The sequence below is a fragment of the Lachnoanaerobaculum sp. OBRC5-5 genome (assembly GCF_000296385.1).
Classification (GTDB): Bacteria; Bacillota; Clostridia; order Lachnospirales; family Lachnospiraceae; genus Lachnoanaerobaculum.
Genome location: NZ_JH815185.1, coordinates 1,413,110 through 1,433,510 on the forward strand (window position 1 = coordinate 1,413,110; position 20,401 = coordinate 1,433,510).

The 20,401-nt window shown below is 37.3% G+C and carries 18 protein-coding genes and 1 riboswitch; of the genes, 4 read left to right on the top strand and 14 right to left on the bottom strand.

The annotated features are described in order from the left end of the window. From HMPREF1135_RS06690 to selD, 14 genes are all read right to left on the bottom strand, one after another. The gene (locus HMPREF1135_RS06690) at positions 1-1,386 is read right to left on the bottom strand and encodes an NCS2 family permease (RefSeq protein WP_007593417.1); all 1,386 of its coding nucleotides are present in this window, start codon (positions 1,384-1,386) and stop codon (positions 1-3) included. 127 nt (positions 1,387-1,513) lie between these two features. After that, on the bottom strand, positions 1,514-3,247 hold the full coding sequence (gene ade, locus HMPREF1135_RS06695) for an adenine deaminase (RefSeq protein ID WP_007593420.1): 1,734 nt from the start codon (positions 3,245-3,247) through the stop codon (positions 1,514-1,516). Positions 3,248-3,276: 29 nt separating this feature from the next. Next, positions 3,277-3,768, bottom strand: a complete 492-nt coding sequence (gene xdhC / locus HMPREF1135_RS06700; RefSeq protein WP_007593422.1) for a xanthine dehydrogenase subunit XdhC — start codon at positions 3,766-3,768, stop codon at positions 3,277-3,279. After that, the gene (gene xdhB / locus HMPREF1135_RS06705; protein ID WP_007593424.1) at positions 3,749-4,648 is read right to left on the bottom strand and encodes a xanthine dehydrogenase subunit XdhB; all 900 of its coding nucleotides are present in this window, start codon (positions 4,646-4,648) and stop codon (positions 3,749-3,751) included. The genes xdhC and xdhB overlap by 20 nt, the downstream gene beginning before the upstream one ends. A gap of 9 nt (positions 4,649-4,657) precedes the next feature. Beyond that, positions 4,658-6,949, bottom strand: a complete 2,292-nt coding sequence (gene xdhA, locus HMPREF1135_RS06710) for a xanthine dehydrogenase subunit XdhA (protein ID WP_007593426.1) — start codon at positions 6,947-6,949, stop codon at positions 4,658-4,660. Between the two features lie 105 nt (positions 6,950-7,054). Further along, a complete protein-coding gene (locus HMPREF1135_RS06715) occupies positions 7,055-8,323 on the bottom strand; it encodes an amidohydrolase family protein (protein WP_034242990.1) in 1,269 nt (422 codons plus the stop codon). A 62-nt stretch (positions 8,324-8,385) separates the two neighbouring features. Beyond that, positions 8,386-8,481: riboswitch (purine riboswitch) on the bottom strand. A 173-nt stretch (positions 8,482-8,654) separates the two neighbouring features. Next, complete coding sequence (locus tag HMPREF1135_RS06720) at positions 8,655-9,242, bottom strand: nucleotidyltransferase family protein (RefSeq protein ID WP_007593429.1); 588 nt, start codon at positions 9,240-9,242, stop codon at positions 8,655-8,657. Further along, a complete protein-coding gene (gene yqeB / locus HMPREF1135_RS06725; protein WP_007593430.1) occupies positions 9,242-10,042 on the bottom strand; it encodes a selenium-dependent molybdenum cofactor biosynthesis protein YqeB in 801 nt (266 codons plus the stop codon). Before yqeB ends, HMPREF1135_RS06720 begins: the two co-directional genes overlap by 1 nt. A gap of 14 nt (positions 10,043-10,056) precedes the next feature. Continuing rightward, positions 10,057-10,758 (bottom strand): selenium cofactor biosynthesis protein YqeC, encoded by a 702-nt coding sequence (gene yqeC, locus HMPREF1135_RS06730; RefSeq protein ID WP_007593431.1) that lies wholly within the window; start codon positions 10,756-10,758, stop codon positions 10,057-10,059. Beyond that, on the bottom strand, positions 10,759-12,138 hold the full coding sequence (locus HMPREF1135_RS06735; protein WP_007593432.1) for a uracil-xanthine permease family protein: 1,380 nt from the start codon (positions 12,136-12,138) through the stop codon (positions 10,759-10,761). 349 nt (positions 12,139-12,487) lie between these two features. Further along, entirely contained in the window at positions 12,488-12,724 is a 237-nt protein-coding gene (locus HMPREF1135_RS06740; protein ID WP_007593434.1) for a DUF3343 domain-containing protein, read from the bottom strand. Continuing rightward, positions 12,724-13,884, bottom strand: coding sequence for an aminotransferase class V-fold PLP-dependent enzyme (locus HMPREF1135_RS06745; RefSeq protein ID WP_007593436.1), 1,161 nt, complete (start codon positions 13,882-13,884; stop codon positions 12,724-12,726). The genes HMPREF1135_RS06740 and HMPREF1135_RS06745 overlap by 1 nt, the downstream gene beginning before the upstream one ends. Further along, the gene (gene yedF / locus HMPREF1135_RS06750; RefSeq protein ID WP_007593437.1) at positions 13,884-14,501 is read right to left on the bottom strand and encodes a sulfurtransferase-like selenium metabolism protein YedF; all 618 of its coding nucleotides are present in this window, start codon (positions 14,499-14,501) and stop codon (positions 13,884-13,886) included. The genes HMPREF1135_RS06745 and yedF overlap by 1 nt, the downstream gene beginning before the upstream one ends. Before the next feature lie 9 nt (positions 14,502-14,510). Further along, entirely contained in the window at positions 14,511-15,536 is a 1,026-nt protein-coding gene (gene selD / locus HMPREF1135_RS06755) for a selenide, water dikinase SelD (protein ID WP_007593438.1), read from the bottom strand. A gap of 237 nt (positions 15,537-15,773) precedes the next feature. Between selD and HMPREF1135_RS06760 the strand changes: the two genes are divergently transcribed. The 4 genes from HMPREF1135_RS06760 (at position 15,774) to HMPREF1135_RS06775 (ending at position 20,401) form a co-directional block, all read left to right on the top strand. Then, positions 15,774-17,249 (top strand): L,D-transpeptidase family protein, encoded by a 1,476-nt coding sequence (locus HMPREF1135_RS06760; protein ID WP_007593439.1) that lies wholly within the window; start codon positions 15,774-15,776, stop codon positions 17,247-17,249. Between the two features lie 234 nt (positions 17,250-17,483). Then, on the top strand, positions 17,484-18,941 hold the full coding sequence (locus tag HMPREF1135_RS06765) for a sodium:solute symporter family protein (RefSeq protein WP_007593440.1): 1,458 nt from the start codon (positions 17,484-17,486) through the stop codon (positions 18,939-18,941). A 75-nt stretch (positions 18,942-19,016) separates the two neighbouring features. After that, positions 19,017-20,012 (top strand): hypothetical protein, encoded by a 996-nt coding sequence (locus HMPREF1135_RS06770; protein WP_007593441.1) that lies wholly within the window; start codon positions 19,017-19,019, stop codon positions 20,010-20,012. A gap of 200 nt (positions 20,013-20,212) precedes the next feature. After that, a complete protein-coding gene (locus tag HMPREF1135_RS06775; protein ID WP_034242992.1) occupies positions 20,213-20,401 on the top strand; it encodes a type II toxin-antitoxin system RelE/ParE family toxin in 189 nt (62 codons plus the stop codon).

Consider the following 20,401-nt stretch of genomic DNA (forward strand, 5'->3'; position numbering starts at 1 on the left):
CTAGAGTAATATATACTTCAATATAAACAATATTGAAAGTATATACATAAGCGGTGTAACCTTCTTAGCTCTTCCTGTAACAGCATTGATAAATACGTAAGATATAATTCCCATTGAAATACCCTCTGAAATACTGTAGAAGAGCGGCATTGCAACTATACAGATATAGCAAGGAATAGCCTCTGTCATATCTGAGAAATCAATATGTACAACATTTGAGAACATATAGAATCCTACCACTATAAGTGCCGGTGCTGTCGCAAAAGAAGGTATTGCAAGGAATATAGGTGATAATAACAGTGAAGCAGCAAAAAGAACTGCTGTTGTCATTGCTGTAAGACCTGTTCTTCCACCTTCTGAAACACCTGAAGCGGACTCAACGAATGTTGTAACTGTTGTTGTACCAAGCATTGCACCTGCTGTAGTAGCTACAGCGTCTGCAAGTAAAGCACCCTTGATATTTGGAAGCTTACCGTCTTTATCAAGCATTCCGGCCTTTGTAGATACACCGATTAATGTACCGATAGTATCAAACATATCTACGAATAAGAATGCAAACATAACTACGACAAACTCCAATGTTGCAATCTTGTGGAACTCAAGCTTAAATAAAACCGGTCCTATACTCGGTATGCTTAATCCGTTTGAAAAATCAGGTAACACACTGTAAAAACCGAGTGCAGGGTTTGGAACATACAAACCTGTAACCTGAGCGATTATACCGAGAACCCATGTTGCCAATATGCCGAGTAAGATATTTCCCTTTACTTCTTTTACAACAAGGAATGCTGTAATAAGAACACCTATGATAGCGATGACAACTGTAATACCTGCATCATTTCCTGTAGCCAATACACCTTCAACGCCATGTACCTTGTTGTATTCTCCAAGTGAGAATAATTGTACAAGTGTTTTACCAGCGCCTATAACGATCTTAGCATTTTGAAGTCCGATAAATGCGATAAAAAGTCCGATACCCACACTTACAGCTGATTTTAAGTTTTTTGGAACCGCATTAAAGATAGCCTCACGCACATTTGTAACTGAGAGTGCTATAAAAATAATACCTTCTACAAATACCGCTGTAAGAGCTGTCTGCCAGCTATATCCCTTACCTAAAACTACACTATAAGTAAAATATGCATTAAGTCCCATACCCGGTGCAAGTGCAAAAGGATAGTTTGCAAACAACGCCATAAGTGCGGTACCTAAAAATGAAGCTATTGCAGTTGCTGTAAATACGGCACCTCTGTCCATCTCTGCATAACTTAAGATATCCGGATTAACCGCCAGTATATATGCCATTGTCATAAATGTTGTTATACCGGCAATAATCTCGGTTTTTACATCGGTTCCGTTTTCTTTCAGTTTAAAAAACTTTTCCATATATAGTCTCCTTTTTTTTATTATACTCCGGTAAAAAACGGCCCGGAGTTTTTTAGTTTCCTTGTAAGTCAATTTTAATTCATAAGATTTAAATATATATCACTGCCATTCAATATATTTTAAAAATCTAATCCGCCTCAATGTCTATGAACCTATTCTCAAAAATATCGAATAATCCTCGGGCAGTGAGTTTCAACTCGGGAATAACAATAAGTGACATAAATGTGAGTGACATAACAGGCTCAAGGCTTTCGTTAACCCCTAATTCAACTACAGCCTTTTTGTGAAGACTTAAAAGTTTCTTTGAAACCTCTTCACCGCTTAAATCACTCATAAGTCCCGCTACAGGTAAAGACAGGCTTTCAATCACCTTTCCGTCCTTTACCAGCGCAAAACCTCCACCGTTTTGTTTTACATTCTCAATAGCAAGATTCATCTCATCATCATTTACACCTACACAGATGATATTATGTGAATCATGTGCTACAGATGCCGCTATGGCACCGCTTTGTATGCCATAACCTTTTATTATTCCCAGTCCAATCTTACCTGTATTGTGATGCCTCTCTATAACCGCACATTTGCAGGCATCTATATTCTTATCAAAGACAAAAAGACCGTTTTCATCTCTTTTTATCTTTATTTTTGTTTTCTTTGAAAGCACTCCTCCCGCAATCATTTCAATTGCATAAACTTCATCAGACTTTAGCCACATTTGTAGCATTTCCTTTTTGAAGTTATCCAGATGTACAGTGTTTGATACATCTGTAAAATCATGCTTTTTTAACTCCTTGAGATACTCTCCGTCTCTTGCCGCTTCCTCACCGAGAATATATACCGATGATACTTTGAAATCTTTCAAATCTTCAAAAATCACAAGATCCGCTCTCTTTCCCGGTACTATCATTCCCCTGTCTTTGAGTCCATAGCAATCACTTACATTCACAGTAGCCATTGCCAAAGCCATAACAGGTGAGATTCCGGCATTTACCAAAGTTTTCAGATGATATTCAAGATGTCCGTCCTCAAATATAGTCTTCGGTTGTCTGTCATCCGAACATAATAAGCATCTTCTGAAATTAAACTCATTTATACCCGGTATAAGTGCGCCAAGATTGTGACAGGCTGATCCCTGTCTTAGCTGTACATAGATGCCTCTTTCAAGTCTGTCTTCCATCTCTTCAAGTGTGGAGCACTCATGATCCGTGTCAATTCCTGCACAGGCATATGCATTCAGTGCCTTACCGCATAGATTCGGACTGTGTCCGTCTACAATTTTTCCGTGATTCTTTGCTAAAACAAGTTTATCAAGTGCAATATCATCATTTTCAATGATTGCATTGTAGTCCATAAACTCACCGAGTCCCGGAACATCTTTTGACACTATATCATCTGCCATATCCTCAGCCGATATCACATATCCCGCATCCTCCATCTTTGTTGCAGGTACACAGGACGGCATCATATATTTAACTGAAAGGCAGGTGTTTTTTGCAGCCTCCTGCATATAGTGAAAACCCTTTATACCACATACATTCACTATTTCATGAGGATCCGCTATGACAGTGGTAGTACCGTGAGGTACCACCATTCTGCCGAATTCTTCAGGAGTACAGTATGATGACTCTATATGAATATGTGCATCCATAAGGCCCGGTGAGATATATTTCCCTTCTATATCCACCTCAACTTCACCATCATATTCTCCAAATCCTGCAATATAACCTTCCGCTACAGCAAGGTCCGCTTTAAATATTTTTCCGCTGCAGACATCCACTATAGATCCGTTTTTTAGTACAAGATCAGCTTTTTTCTTCCCATTTGCCACATCAATCAGTCGCTTTAAACTATCTTTGTTCATACTCCCTCCAAAAGTCAAGCTCCTATCGATCAGTCAATGCCAAGTCTCTTTTTCATTGTCTTTTCAACTGCAACAAGGATATTCTCATATCCTGTACATCTGCAAAGATGTCCTGAGAGCAACTTTCTGAGTTCTTCTTTTGAATAGAGTTTTCCGCTGTTAAGAATCTCTGTAGCCGACATTACAAATCCCGGTGTACAAAAACCGCACTGGATAGCAGCCTCATCTATAAATGCCTGCTGCAAATCCGATATCTCACCGTTTGGTCCCATAAGACCTTCCAATGTAAGAATATCCTTGCCCTCAGCCCAAACTGCCAGGTAGATACATGAGTTGAATGCCTCTCCGTTTATAAGAACATTACATGCTCCGCACTCTCCTACTTCGCATCCTTTTTTTACGGAAGTAAGTCTATAGTCATTTCTGAGCATATCTGTAAGTGAACTTCTTACATCTACCATTTTTTCACATTTCTTGCCGTTTATGGTACAACTGACTAATTTATAACTCTGTCCTGTCATCGACCTTACCTCCTGCCTGCTTTACAGCCTTTTCACAAGCTTTTCTTGCCATAACAACACCGATATGACATCTGAAAGCTTTACTTGCTCTCCATGAATCACGAGGATTGATATCTTCCAAAACTTTCTGCGCAAAAGCCTCTATATTCTCCTCATTAACTTCTTTTCCTCTTATAAAGTTTTCCGCTGAAGGAACTCTCATAGGAATAGGGCCTGCTACACCGTAAGCTATTCTTACATCCTCAAAGCTCTTTTTATCCTCTGAGAGTTTTACATTTACCGAACATCCTGTAGTAGCGATATCCATAGCCTCTCTCATGGCATACTTTATATAATGACCTTTATAACCTTCATAAGCCTTCTTCGGGATAATGATTGCTGTCTGTATCTCTCCCTCTTTTAAATCCACTGTACCGGCCTTTATATAGAATTCATTTATAGGTACTAATCTTCTGTAGCCTTCTCCGGCTATCTCAACCTGTGCATCCCATGCAAAAAGTGTAGATGCGGAGTCGGCTGATGTAACACCGTTACATGTATTTCCGCCGATAGTTCCTATATTTCTGATCTGCGGTCCACCTATCTGATCCACAGCTTCACCAAGTACATTGATGTATTTTTGTATAATAGGATTCTTTGTAATATGTGAGAAGCTTGTCAAAGATCCTATTCTTATATTTTCATCGGCATCAAGGCAGATTCCTCTAAGCTCATCAAGCATATAGATACTTACAAGCTCCTTACCCGCTCTCTTACCTTCTCTTATCTGTACCAAAACATCACTTCCGCCGGCAATAACCTGTGAGCCCGGATGTTCTTTTAAAAGTCTGCAAGCATCATCTACGCTTGTCGCCTCGTATAAAGCTTTTATATCGTACATTTCTTCCTCCTACTTAAGTAAACCTGCTTTATCAAAATATTCATACAGTTTTTCCGGACGTAAAGGTAATTCATTAACACCTACACCTGTAGCATTCATAATAGCATTTCTTATAGCCGGTGCCACAGGACAAACCGGTGGCTCACCCAATGATTTTGTACCGAAAGGTGATGTAGGCTCAGGATTCTCAACAAATGCCGTCTCAAGATGCGGATGATCCATACATGTAGATAATTTATAATCGAGTAAGTTGTCATTGAGCACTTTTCCTGTCTTCTTATCTACAAGCTGTACCTCCGAGAGCGCATATCCTATACCCATACTCATACCGCCCTCAACCTGTGCCTTTGCAAGTGCAGGGTTGATAAGCTTACCGCAGTCATGTACATTTATAATCTTTGTGAGCTTTGCTTTACACATATCTATATCAACTTCAACTTCCGCAAAGCAGCATCCGAATGAATATGCATTTGACTTAATCTGTGCTGTAGACTCCGCTGTAATATGTCTGCTGTCGCTGAGAGAATAAAGTGCTTCCGTTGCCAAATCACTCAATGAAATAAGCTCTCTGTTGTCTGTAGTTCTTATTATCATAGAATTCTTGATATCTGTAATTGAAGGCGGCATATTTGTCAAAATATAAGCATAGTCAAGAATCTTCTGCTTCAAAAGTCCTGCAGTCTTTGCAATGGAGAAACCGCCTACATAGGTCTGTCTTGAAGCGTATGAACCTGTACCGAAAGGTGTAATATCGGTATCCTGGTTTGAAACAACATGCACTTCATCAGCTCTGATTCCAAGAACTTCTGCAGCCATCTGTGAGAATGCCGTATCCGCTCCCTGACCGATTTCAGTCTCACCAAGCTGTAATGTTACGGAACCGTCCTGATTGAGTACCATTCTTGATGATGATGACTCAAGTGATATAGGCCAAACTGCGGTATTGTACCAGAATGTTGCCATTCCTATACCTTTTCTTACTCTGCCTGTCTGTTTTGCAAGCTCTTTGACTCTGTTGTCATAGTCCATATAAGCTTTGCCTTTTTCGATACATTGTCTGAATGTATCATAGTAGTTTTCATTCTTTGAAAAAGCGTCCTTATATCCCTGTGGCATAAGGTTCTTAAGTCTGAAGTCGATAGGTGGAATACCCATTATCTTCGCAACATCTTCCGTATGAGACTCTACCGCAAACATAGCCTGCGGAATTCCGTATCCTCTCATGGCTCCGGCTACAGGTCTGTTTGTAAATACAGTATATGCATCGCCTTCAACATTATCACATGGATAAAGCTGTGGGAAAGCACCGAGTCCCTTTGCTGCAATTGAATGTCCGTGTGAAGCATATGCACCCTGATTTGAGAATGCTTCTATCTTCCTTGCCGCATATGTACCGTCTTTTCTTACATGGGAAATTATATGGAACTTTATACCATGTCTTGTTCTGTTTGCAAAGAAAGTTTCCTCTCTGCTGCAGTCAAGTTTTACAAGATGTCCGCCAACCTGTAATGAAAGGAATGCACAAAGCGGCTCATAAAGTATATCCTGCTTATTTCCGAATCCACCGCCGATATAAGGCTTGATAACTCTTACATCTCCCCACGGAATTCCTAGAGCCTGACCTACGACTCTTCTTGCAATATGAGGAATCTGTGTGGACGCAACTACGGTAATTCTTTTGCCTTCAGCATATGCATAGCAGATAAAGTTTTCAATATGGCAATGCTGTACAGGCTCTGTAGTATACCATCTGTCAACTACCGTAAGACCCTCTTCTTTAATTGCCTCGGCATAATTACCTCTGCTAAGACTTGTGTGCTTTAAAATATTGTTAGGGTAATCCTTATGAATCTGTGGAGCGCCGTCTTTCATAGCTTCCAAAACATCTGTAACCACAGGATACTCTTCATATTCCACTTTTATAGCTCTGAGCGCCTGATTTGCCGCCACTTCATTTTCAGCTATAACCGCAGCAACATCATCACCGTAAAATTTAACTTCATCAGTAAGAAGCAATCTGTCTGCAACGTCCTGATGACTTACATCTGTAGACCATGGGTGTCCTGCTGTAGGGAAGTAATTTCTATACTGTCCAAGGTCAAAACAGGTAACAATCTTAACAACTCCCTCAATCTTCTCAGCCTCACTTGTGTCAACGGAAAGAACTTTTCCGTGAGCTATTGTGGAATGCACTATTTTTGCCACATATGCTCCTGCATCACATAAATCGTCGGTATATTTTGTTCTACCTGTGACCTTGTCAAACGCATCCACTCTGGTGATACTTTTTCCAACCTCCATATTATTTCCTCTCTAAATTATTATTTTTATATTATTTAATTTATATACCTTTATCCTCTTGTAGCGATTGGCTGTGTGTCTTTGTAAGTTGATAAAAATATAAAATTAAAAAGTAACTGTTTTTTGTCCGGATACATATTTTGCTCTCAATGAGCATTCATCTGACAGATATAGGAATCTTTCAAATCTCTTTCTTATATCATCAATATCCTTATTCAATTCCTCATCATTTATTACTAACATATCCGCTTCAAATCCTTCTTCAAAGGCTCCCACCTTTCCGAAGTAACTTCCGGGGATTCTTGTTGCTATGGCAAATGCCTCGGCAAGCTCCAAAGGTTTTGAATTTTTATCTATATATCTCCAATAAAGCTTTGAAAGCCCTATTGCTTCTACCGCCTGGTTAAATATATTCAGTGAAAATCCCGCCGCTATATCACTTCCAAGTCCCACCTTAATGCCTTTATCAAGGAACTTCCTTATAGGTGCTATTCCCGATGACAGACATATATTTGACTGCGGACAATGAGCGACATACACATTTTTCTCCTTTAAAAGTTCAATCTCCTTTTCATCAGAGTATACACAATGTGCCATAACCGTGTCTACCTTACTTTTATTCAGATTACCTCTTTTATTGTAAGCATCCAGATATCCTTCCGAATCCGGACAAAGTTCTCTCACCCATTCCACTTCTTTCGGATTTTCCGATAGATGTGACTGTAAACCGTAAGTATCACCTCTAATCTTACCAAGTTCTTTCATAAGTTCATCACTGCAACTTGGAATAAATCTCGGAGTTATTATAGGTTTTATATTCTTGTATCTGTCTTTACAGATATCAAGCCATTTAACTGTGGAATCTATAGATGACTTTGTAGTCTCAATAAGTTCATCTGTAGAATTCCTGTCCATATTTACCTTACCTACAAAACATTTCAATCCGCTCTCTTCAAGCATATCCATCAACAGTATTGTGGCATCTGTATGCAATGTTGCAAATACTACCGCTCTTGTGGAATAGCTTTTAGTCAGTGCATCAACAAATTTTTTATAAGCTTTTTTTGCATATTCAATATCCTTATATTTTGCTTCCTCCGGAAATGTATATGTATTCAACCAATCCAAAAGTTCCATATCCATTCCAAGCCCTCTGAAAACAAATTGCGGAGCATGAAGATGCATATCTATAAGTCCCGGTAATATCAAAGAATCTCCGTAGTCTACTATCTCTTCATTCTTTAAAGAATCGGGAAATTCATCTTCCGAATATATTTTTGATATAATACCGTCTTCAACCACTAAAAAGCTTTTTTCTCTTATTCTGATCGTACATTTCTTTGTACAATCCACCAAATTCCCTTTAACTATCATATTCTCCCCTAATAAAAATATGAGGTGCTTTCCATTGTGCATGGAAACACACCTCACTCCACCCACAATTTCTGTGGGCCTATAGTCAATTATTACGGTAATTGGTAGAGACGCTCAACCGATTATGAGCTTATATAAGTCCTCTAATTTAATATTTTTATGTAAACTCTCCAAAAGAGAAACATAGAATATAATTTAAATATCTATTTGATTAGAGGATATCATCTAATTAGGTTTTCGTCAAATTTTTTGCGAAGTTTTTATATGAATTATGCCCTATATTTATTTGAATTATCAATATATATATAAGAATTGTACTATTCTATTTTTATCAATGTATTTTATCAAGTACATAATAATAAGTTTCTTTCGTATCAATATCCAAAAGTTCGTCTTCATTTTCTATATCTACAAATAAAACCTCACAAATATGCGCTTTTATAAGCTTTTTGCCGCCTTCTTCTTCTCCAAGTAAAAGCAGTTCATCAAAATACTCACTGGAAAATATACATGGGTTTCCAAGCCTGTTTTTACATCTTACACTACTTATAGTTTTATTCGATTGTTGAAATTCATCTATTATCTTTGTTATTGTCTGTGATCTTAATAAAGGCTGATCACAGACACCGAATAATACACTTCCTGAATTCTCAATATTTTTCAGTTTCTCCACCGCAAGCTTTATTGAGCGGGATTTTCCAAGCTCAGGTTTACCATTATATATGGTTATAAATCCGTTCTTTTTATAATAATCTAAAATCTCGGTATCCTTACTTACTATTATCTTATTATCAAAGTCATATGCTCTTTTATATATTTTTTCCATATATTGATAGAGCTTAACCCCTTTGATATCTGCCAGAAGCTTGTCACCTCCGAATCTTTTACCTTCTCCGGCAGCCAGAATCACCAAATCCATTAAGCTTTCCTGCCGCTTATTTTACTAAGTATTGCTTCCAGTACCCCGCCTCCTATGGCACTTGCCTTATCAGATACGGTGAAGCAATACTCCCTTTCTGCTCTGGGGTCCACATCTCCCGATTTCATACCTGTCTTTACTTTTACACCGTCTTGTAAAAGTCCTCTGACAATACCGTCAATATTTGCATATACAGGGGTTTCATCACAGTATGCCAACAAATCTCCTGCCTTTACATAGTCTCCGATATTTACCTTTGCCTTAAACACTCCGTCTGCAGTTGCCCTGATGATTCTTTCCACAGTGTATCCGCCTATATTTCCGGGAACTCCCGTATTCGGATAAGCACTTCCGCTCCATATTACTCTGCCGAGATTATGTCCTCTTTTGGTTTCAACTACGGCATGGCAGTCAACTCCTGCTTCAAATCCCGGTCCTACACCTATTACAATATCGGCATCGGTTATTTTGGTGCCTATATTTGTCTTTGCGATAATTGCATCCACTATCACATCCGGCTTATATTCCTTCATAATTTCCCCGCTTGGATCCACTATCACAGGTATACATCCCGACTCCATTACAGTATCAATCATTGAAATATTTTCACAGAGCTTACCTGTTATACCTTCAACACTTGCCTCACCTGTATAAACGGCAGGTGAGAATGCAACCGTTCTTCTTACCGTAGTAGGTACGGCGATATCAGACATTACTATATCAAATCCCGATCTGTACAATCTTAAAGCAATTCCCGTTGCCAAATCTCCGGCACCTCTTATCCAAATCTTTTTGTCCATCATAAACCTTCTCTCTAGACTAAAAATTCAAAATCACAAAACTCTCTGTTATTATTATATGATGTTATTGAAACCTTGAAATTTTTAAAACCGTTTGCTTCACAGAAAATCTTTATATATTTTTCTATCTCTAAAGCCTTCTTTACATCTTCTTCAGTGTCGGTTTTATTTATAATAAATAAAGTTTTTCTGTTGTTTACACCTTTAAACTCCGCCCTTTCATCTGTAAGAATCTTTGCGGCATCTTCCGTACTGAGAACATGATTCTCATCCCATCCGAAAAGCTTAACAGCTCTTTCATACCTGAAGCATTTTTCACTTATCTTTTTTCCGACAGCATCAATACCCATACATACTATGCAAATATCGGTATTCTCAGGTATTACAGGCTCCCCTTCTCTTGGGATTTTTATAGGTAAGCGCTTTGCTCCGTCAGCCTCAACCAATACTATATCGGCATATTTATTAAAATCCCTCACCTCTATTATATCAAGAGATGATAATTTTTCACCTACATCTTTTCCTATAACCACAGGTTCATCCTTAAACTCAACTTTTTCAAGCTCTTTTGCAGAATCTATTTCAATATATTCTTCCGGCTTTATTATATGAGTTGTTGTTGTTATAACAACTTTTTTGCCTCTTTTAGCAAAATATCTCCCTATATAAAACATGGTGGTGGTTTTTCCACCACCACCAACTAATGAAATTATCATTTATTGCATACCTACCAATTTCTTTACATCCATATCCTTCGGCAATACGAAGTTTAATAACATTGAAAGTACAAATACGCCCGCTACGGAGTTACCTGCAAAAATATCTCCTATAACCTTAGGGAAATAATCAAATATGCCCGGTGTCTGAGTAAATCCTATTCCGATACTTATAGATAAAGCCGCAATTATTGTATTCCTTTGAGTGAATCCGCATTTCCCAATCATATCCATTCCACTTACCACTATAGTACCGAACATCACTATTGTACATCCACCGAGTACAGGTTCCGGTAATGTTGAAAAGAATGCACCTACCGGTGGGAATATTCCTGCCAATATAAGGATCAATGCACCAAACATAATAGTAAATCTGTTTACTACCTTTGTCATTGCAATAAGACCTACATTCTGTGAAAATGATGTTATAGGCATACATCCAAACACACCTGATACGGCACTTAAGAAACCGTCACATGCAAGTGATCCCGATACTTCCTTCTCTGTAATGTCTCTGTCAAGTCCGCCTGCAACAACCGCAGTGGTGTCACCGATAGTCTCTGCAGCAGATACCAAGAAGATTAGAGCAACAGACAAAATTGCACCGGGATTAAATATTGGCTTATATGGCAATACTCTCGGCAATGCAATAAATCCCACTGTATTTATTGTTCCGGTAAAATGCGAAAAATCTACAATACCAAATATAAGAGAAATTATATATCCAACTATAAGACCGAACATTACGTTTAGCTGCTTCCAAAATCCCTTTGCAAGTGAACTGAATGCTATACATGATACAAGTGTAATAAGTCCAACAAGCATATATTTTGGAGCACCGAAATCATCAACATATCCGCCTCCGAAACTTTTTGCACCTACTGCAAGCAGAGAAAAACCTATGGTAGTAACTACACAAGCCGAAACTATTGGTGAAACTATCTTTTTCCAATACTTATAAGTTAATCCGAGACAGCCTTCTATACATCCACCGACTATTATCGCACCAATCGCTGTTTGATAATTAAAATTAGTACCTATGTAGCCTAGTGCCTGCACAAAGGTAAAGCTGACTCCCATTACAACCGGCAATCTTGAACCAATTTTCCATACAGGATATAACTGTACCAAAGTTCCAAGGCCCGCTATAAACATGGCACTTTGCATGATTCTCGCAAGCTCCACTCCACCAATCTTATCAGCATCACTTCCAAGTAACTTTGACGCACCACATACTAGAAGTATAGGCGCCAGATTTGCAACGAACATGGCCATAACATGTTGCAGTCCGAAAGGTATTGCTTTTGCCACAGGAACTCTTCCGTCCAATTTGTAAATATTATCAATACTTACATTTGAACTACTTGTCTTTTCACTCATTTTAATCCTCCTTAAAAAAGACATTTATTTTTACATCTCTTAGAGATGAAATGTACTAAGGATCAATATTTAAATTTCTTATTGTTAAAAAGATATCAATAGAAAAGGTTTAAATACGCATCAGATATTCTCTGATGCGTCAAATATCTACATATTAACTGTTTAATTGTAAACTTTCCTTTGGTATATTTAATAAAAAATATCGTTATAGCTTTTATTTTTCATATACTATCATTTTTTCTTGCAAAAATCAATCTAAATATTTTTTTTTATGAGCAAATCATACTATTTTTCAGACTAAACATGTTAATAATTTACATATTTGTTTAACACTGTTTATTATATAGTTTTAATGCCAAACCTTACTTGCCTTATCATACAGAGGATTTTCTTTTTTAATCAAGTTATCTATCAAATCCGCCGACTCAAAAGGAACACACCATGCCAAACCGCAACCTGAGGAAAGTTCTTTCGGAACGGGTATCAGCCTTCCCGGTACATTTTCTTTTGCACACAGACTTTCAAATGCCATTGCGGCTGTGGTGGTTTGAAAGGTCACTATATATTTCCAACTTTTTTCTCTCATTATTCTTCCACTATTTCTTTTATCGCTTTTATAACAGCATCTATTTCTTCCTCGGTATTAAAATATGAGAATGAAAATCTTGCTATTCCCTCGTCCACTGTTCCAAAAGCCTTATGCATCAATGGCGCACAGTGAGCACCTGCTCTTATCGCTATATCATAGTCTTCACCAAGATAATCAGCCAGATCTCCCGAATGAATTCCGTCTATATTTAACGGCAAAATACTCCCATGCCTTATAAACTCCGGTTCTTTTTCAAATTCAGAACAGTCAGTGTAGAACTTTATTCCCTTTATATCCTTTATACCCTTATAAAGCCTTTTTAACAGATACATCTCTTTTTTATGTATATTTGTAATTCCGACTTCATTTATAAAATCAATTCCGGCACCAAGTCCCGCAATACCCATAATATTTAAAGTTCCGGCCTCTAATCTTGTGGGATACTCATCAGGCTGCTCCTTATTAAAGGATTGCACACCGCTTCCTCCTACCTTAAAGGTATCTATCAAAATATCGGAATTTATAACTATACCGCCTGTTCCTCCCGGTCCGAACAGTCCCTTATGCCCCGTAAAGCAGAGGATATCTATCCCCGTTTTATTCATATCTATCTTGATATTTCCGGCACTTTGAGATACATCCGCTATAAAATACAGATTATTCTTTTTTGCTATTTTCCCGATATACTCTATATCCGATATTTCACCGGACACATTTGATACATGGTTTACAATTATAGCCTTTGTATTTTCTTTTATATGCTTTTCAAATTCATCATATTTTAATTTTCCGCTTTCATCTATTCCGATAAAATCAATGCCTATATGCTTGGTTTTTTCAAGCTTATAGAGCGGTCTAAGCACGCTGTTATGCTCCGTTACCGTACTTATTACATGATCTCCACTGCCGAACAGTCCGAACAATACGATATTTAAACTCTCTGTAGCATTGGATGTAAAAATCACTTTTGAAGGGTCGCCGCTTCCGAAAAATCTTGAAATCTTTTCTCTTGTTTCATAGACCATTCTACCTGAATCAAGCGCGGCCCTGTATGCACCTCTTCCGCTGTTTCCATAGGATGTAAGCGCATGGTTTATAGCTTCTATTACATTTATCGGTTTTTTGAATGTAGTGGCGGCATTATCCAGATAAATCATTATGGTCTGATTACAAGATCGGCTTCCATGAGATAACTTACAATATCATACATATTTGTCACCTCACCTACCAAAAGCTTCTCACTAAGTCCGTAATTGTTAAGGCATGCACCACATGAATAGATTTTTGCACCTGCATTCTCCAAAACCTTCAAATCTTCAATACTTGCAGAACCCTCTGTAGTAATTCTTACACCTGTATTGTAGAACAGGATTTTTGCAGGCGGTATATCCTGTGAACTGAGAGCATAGATAAAGCCCTTTAAAAGAGTCTTACTGAACTCTTCATCACCGTCGCCCATCTTATCGGAATCTATTACCACAATTGTTTCTTTTAATTTTATTTCATCAGACTTTACTGCAGTCTTTGTAACAGGTTTAGCCTCGGAAGCTTCTCCCCCGTTTACATTGATGGTAACGATATACTCCGTATTTGACTTTTTCTCAAAAGATGCCTCGTACTCTTTTTGCTTTGCCATCTTTAAAAGATTCTGTACCGCAATCTCATTATCAACACTTACCTCTACCGCTCCGCTTCCGCCGAGTTCTCTTATCGCATTCTTTGTCTTAACCACCGGTATCGGACATGCATCACCTATCGCATTTACTTTAATCATATTTTCCTCCTATTTATAAGCTACTTTTATAGCTGTATTTTCTTTTTCTTTTATTTCTCCTACTATTGCAGCAGGCATACCTGCTTCTTTTAATTCATTTAAAAGTGCATCCGCCTCCTCTTCTCCAACAGCAAGCAAAAGTCCGCCTGAAGTTTGAGGATCAAACAGTATCTCTTCCATAGCAAAAGGAACATCCTCAAAAATCACATTTTCACCCACATGATTTCTGTTTCTCTGTCCTCCGGCAGTAATGAGGAATTCATCCGCCAAAGCTTTTGCGGCTTCAAATACCGGAATCTGCTTTGCATAAATTTGACAGGACTTATCATCACCCATCATTTCCATAAGATGCCCCAAAAATCCGAAACCTGTTACATCGGTGCATGCATGAATATCATACTTTTTTGATATTTCACAGGCATATTTATTTAAAGTTCTCATAGAATCAACAGCTTCATTTAAGGTATTCTCATCCGCCTCACCTATTCTTGCGGCAGTACATATAATTCCCACTCCAAGTCTTTTGGTAAGTATCAGTCTGTCTCCCGGTTTTCCGGTATTATTTGAATAAATCTTCTTAGGATTTACTATACCTGTAACACTGAGACCGTATTTTACATCAGTATCATCTATTGAGTGGCCGCCTGCAAGCACACCGCCTGCTTCTTTTACCTTTTCAAGTCCGCCTCGCATTATTTCTCCAAGGATATTTAAATCACTGCTTTGCGGAAAACATACTATATTGAGTGCTGTCTTTACCTCACCGCCCATAGCATATACATCACTTAAGGCATTTGCTGCCGCTATCTGTCCGAATGTGTACGGATCTTCCACCATCGGCGGGAAGAAATCTAGTGTTTGAACAAATGCAATGTCATCAGTAAGCTTATAAACCGCCGCATCATCCTTTGCATCAAAACCCACCATTAAATTTTTGTCAAAATTTTGCCTCGGCAATCTCTCAAGTATATGGCTGAGTATTCCCGCTCCAAGCTTTGCGGTACAACCTCCGCCTTTACAGTAAAGTTTTTCCATATTGCCTCCTAATATATAACTTATCTATATCGTCAATATATAAACTAATGACTATTATAACCCCTTTATATTGATTTTCGCAATCAAATCAGGCAAAGATTTTATATAATGTAACATTCGTTAACAAATGAAAGATTTATGTAATATTTAAATCAATTGAACAAAATTTATTTATATGTTATAATTTTAAACCATAGTGACTTTAGTTTACTAATGTATTCTTTTTAAGGAGGAAATATGCATTTAAAAAGATTTTCAGCTGTATTTGCGTCAGCATTGATGATTTCTTCAGTATTATCATCCAACGTATTTGCAGCAACAATAAGAAGAAATGTCACAGCCGGCTCGGTAGCTGTAGAAACATCAGCACAGACCGAAACAGCTGAAAGTACAGAGGCTGCAACTTCTGCAGCTACAGGTGAGGTGGTATCTACAAACGATTATATACCTTCCACCATCAACAATGTAAATATGCCTGAAAACCTTGACCTTGACAGCGTAGTTGCCAATGCAGGTCTTGGTAATGTAGGCAACGGAAATACAAATCCCGAGCCTGTACTTGGTGAAACTCAGATGGTTCACTTCGGACTTTGGAATACTGCAGATCAGGAGATCTCAGGTGCCGAGACAAACACAAGTGCTTATGCTTATGCAAAAGACGGTTTTAACAAGCTTTATCTCAATCATTCAGGTATAGGTAGATATTACTACAGAACCTACAATATGAACTCAGGTTGGTCAACATGGATGAACTCTAAGGAGACTGCACCTATTACAGATCCTGCAAACAAGGTTCAGGCTGTTCAAATAAGAGTAAAAGGATATACAGGTGTAAGAAGCGACCTTTATTACAAGGCCGTTTTAAATGACGGAACCGTACTTGACTGGGCTAAGAACGGTCAGACTCTCGGTACTATCGGTACAGACAGATATATAGTAGCTCTTAAGCTTACACTTTGGGACAAGCAGACAGCATTCACAGAGCCGACAAAGGTACTTATGGAAGCTCCTGTTTATGAAGGAACTTATGTAGATGCCAACGGTCAGGTTCAGTATTCATCAAAAGATGCCTATACCGGATGGGGATTTTATAATAATGACCAGTACTATTTTAAAGACGGTGCAACTCAAAAGGGATGGCAGTATATAGACGGATATAAGTATTATCTTGATGAGAATACAGGTGCCGTTGTAAGAGATCTTGAGCCTGTTATGGGATTACAGGATTCTTATGAGATTAAGTACAATAAAGCAACAATGACCATGTACATCATGGCTAAAGACGGTGCAAACGGATATATAATTCCTTACAAGACTTTCATGTCAACTGACGGACCTGCTACACCTATAGGTACATTCAAGACATATGTTAAGTACAGATGGAAAATAATGCATGACAATATCTATTGTCAGTTCCTTTCAAGATTTAAGGACGGATATATCATTCACTCACTTATCTACTATGATAAAGCGGATTCAAACAGACTTGACGCATCTACATACAACTATATTGATGATGCAAGATCTGACGGATGTTTAAGACTCCGTGCAGGTGATGCGGCTTGGGTATATTACAACACCAAGATGAACACACCTGTTATAGTTTACAACGATCCTACAAATAAGGGTCCTGTTGAGAAGGACGCTATAGAGCAGCCAATTCCTGCAAACCAGACATACGATCCTACAGATCCTATAATGCAGGGAAGATAATTTAATATATTAATTGTGAGCGGTGTGAAAGTATTTTACATCGCTTTTTTATTTATCTGTTTTTTGGACAATTTTTACTTGTTTAATATGAATTTTTCTATTAAAATAATAAGTACAGAAAGTTTTATTCAACTTTGACGGATAGATTTTCGGCAGAATAAAACTATGTTCGTGAATACTTTGTCGAAAATTCTTTCCAAGGCATCTATGTTTGTGTACAGAAAGGAGTTTTTTATGGGTGCAAATTGGATCGTAACAGCTGTCGTAATAGTTTATTTGATTGCCATGCTTTTTATAGGCTGGTATTCCTCAACTAAAATCAACAGTAACACCGACTTTATGGTTGCCGGAAGGCGACTGGGACCTTTTCTTATGGCAGGTACTTTAGCCGCAACGGAGATAGGAGGAGGAAGTTCGTTAGGAGTTGTCCAAAACGGTATGTCAGGATACGGCTTAAGTGCTGCCTGGTATATTATTACAATGGGAATCGCCTTTGCCATCCTTTCTTTTATAGCACCTAAGTTTCGTGCCGCTACAGTAAAAACAGTTCCGGAATATTTCCGCAGACGATATGGCAAGGAATCGGGATTTGTTACGGCAATTATTATGTTGCTTCCTCTTATAGGGCTTACAGCAGGACAATTTATAGCTTCTTCCGTAATTTTATCCACTATGCTTGGAATCAGCTATAAAGTTTCGGTTATTATAGTAGCCGTTGTCGTAACAATTTATTCAATTATGGGTGGACTTTGGAGTGTAACATTAACCGATTTCGTTCAGGTATTTTTAATTATTTTAGGTATGCTTGCCGCGGTTCCTTTTGCTCTTAACTACGCAGGAGGATGGAGCGCCGTTGTTACAAATGTTACACCTGAAACAATGAATCTTTTCTCAGGATATGATTTATTCGGTATTATTTCACTTGTAATCATGTATGTCGGAACATTCTCCGTCGGACAGGAAGCAGTTTCCCGTTTCTATGCGGCAAAGAACGAGACCGCGGCTAAACAGGGAGCATGGCTTGCAGCATTGCTTAATTTCATTTATGCGTTTGTTCCTACAATACTGGGAATTATCGTTTTGGCATTAATTAATATGGGAAAATTCTCAGATAAGGACTTTGCATCGGTTGGCGCAAGATATGCTCTACCTATTCTTGCTATCCGTACCATGCCTGCCATCGTCTGCGGACTGCTCTTCTCAGGAGTAATTTCAGCTACAATGTCAAGTTCGGACTCCGACCTTTTGGGTGCAGGTTCTATATTTGCAAATGATATTTACAAGATTTATATTCGTCCGAATGCAAAGAGTTCGGAAGTTATGAATGTAACTAAGATAACTATGATTATAGTCGGATTCTTATCTCTTTTGATTGCATTATTTAATACAAAGAGTATTGTATCAATATTGATGTTCTGCTTCACTTTACGTGCCGCCGGCTCTTTCTTCCCATATGTAATGGGACATTACTGGGCAAAGGCGTCAAAAGCCGGTACTATTGCTTCTCTGATTTTCGGAACAATTGTTGTGGTTTATCTTGAACAATTTTCCAAGGGATACCTTTTCGGAATCCACTTCTCTCAGGCAATTATACCGGGACTTGTGTTTGCATTTATCGGTTTTGTAATCTTCTCTATCGCTTTCCCGCCGAAAAATCCGGGAACAGAGCTTTTAGAAGAGGAAGACGATTAATATATCCGTATATTTTATTTATATATTTTTTAATTATATAAGATGTATTATTTAATTACTAAATAGGAGGATTGTATGTGTCTCTTAACTAAGAATAATGTTAAAGAACGGTATAATTTTTTGATTGCTTTAATATGTGATGATAACCAAACTTGTATAGACTCAAAAACACTATACAAAATATTAGAAGTTGGAATTTTAGTGTTTTATAAAAATGGCGATTCTTGGAATCATGTGGTAGAATATGTACCTATATCAAATATAAATTATTCCAATAACCAGATTATTGGATTAGAATATTCATTTTATGAAAAACTATATAATCCAATGTATGTTTCATTTGATGATTCTGTGACACCAGGTTTTACCGAAATATATATTAATAATGATGGAATTGTTAAACACGAAGAACATTTTGTAGTACCTAAAATACTTAAAAAAAATAAAGGTAAAGATATAGGCGAAAGTGTTAAACTATATTTTAGATATGCTTTTAAGAAAGGAATTGAAAAGAACTATGCCTTAACGTTAAAGTATGATTTTACCTCAGATACTGTAACTCCTATATTCGATCGATATGACATGATTGAAGGTACTGATGAGGGAGATTTAGATAACTGCCAATATTGGGTCGTTTGTGATGGAATTAAATCACCTCAATCTGATCTTTTATTAAGCTTTACAAATACTAATATTTCACGTGAAGAGATGCAAAATGGTGTTATTATGTACGGAGTTATAGTTTTAATAGATAGTAGTAATTGTAGTGAGACTATAATTATAAATGGTATATTTACTAGAGACTATATAGTTAAACATATATTTATATACAAAGATTCGGATGTAACTACTTTAAAAAACATGGTTATTACACCTGACGTTATTAATATATTTGAGTCTTGTGATTTTTCATTTGAGATAGATAGTATAAAGTTATATGTACCACGAAACACAAAAGCAAAAATTCATTTGAATGATGAAATATATAGGAATAAGTATCCCGAAGGAGTGGATTTAAACGATCCAAAAGGTGAATTCACTAATAATTTGTTTTTTTTAGAGTATTTATAGAAAAAATATATTTGCATAGTATATCCAATAAAATTATAAATATTAATAATTTAAACTGAACTATCAGTAAATCTATATTTTCATAATTTCTCCGGCATTTCTTCCTTTCTTTATAAAGAGTTGTCGGGGTTTTTATTTTACCCGGTATAGTTGACGATTTAATAACTTTTAAGTATAACTAAATTAAGGAAGGGGGTATTTTGTACAATATATACTTTTACAAAGATAAAAATGGGAATGAACCGGTATCTGAGTATATAAGGGAATTATCAAATAAAAACGGAAGTTTTGTTCTATTGCATCAGTTTATAAAGAAGACTCAGAAAACACCAAAGAGAGAAATTGAAAAAGCAAAACGAGAACTTTCAGATTTAATACGAGGGGTATAA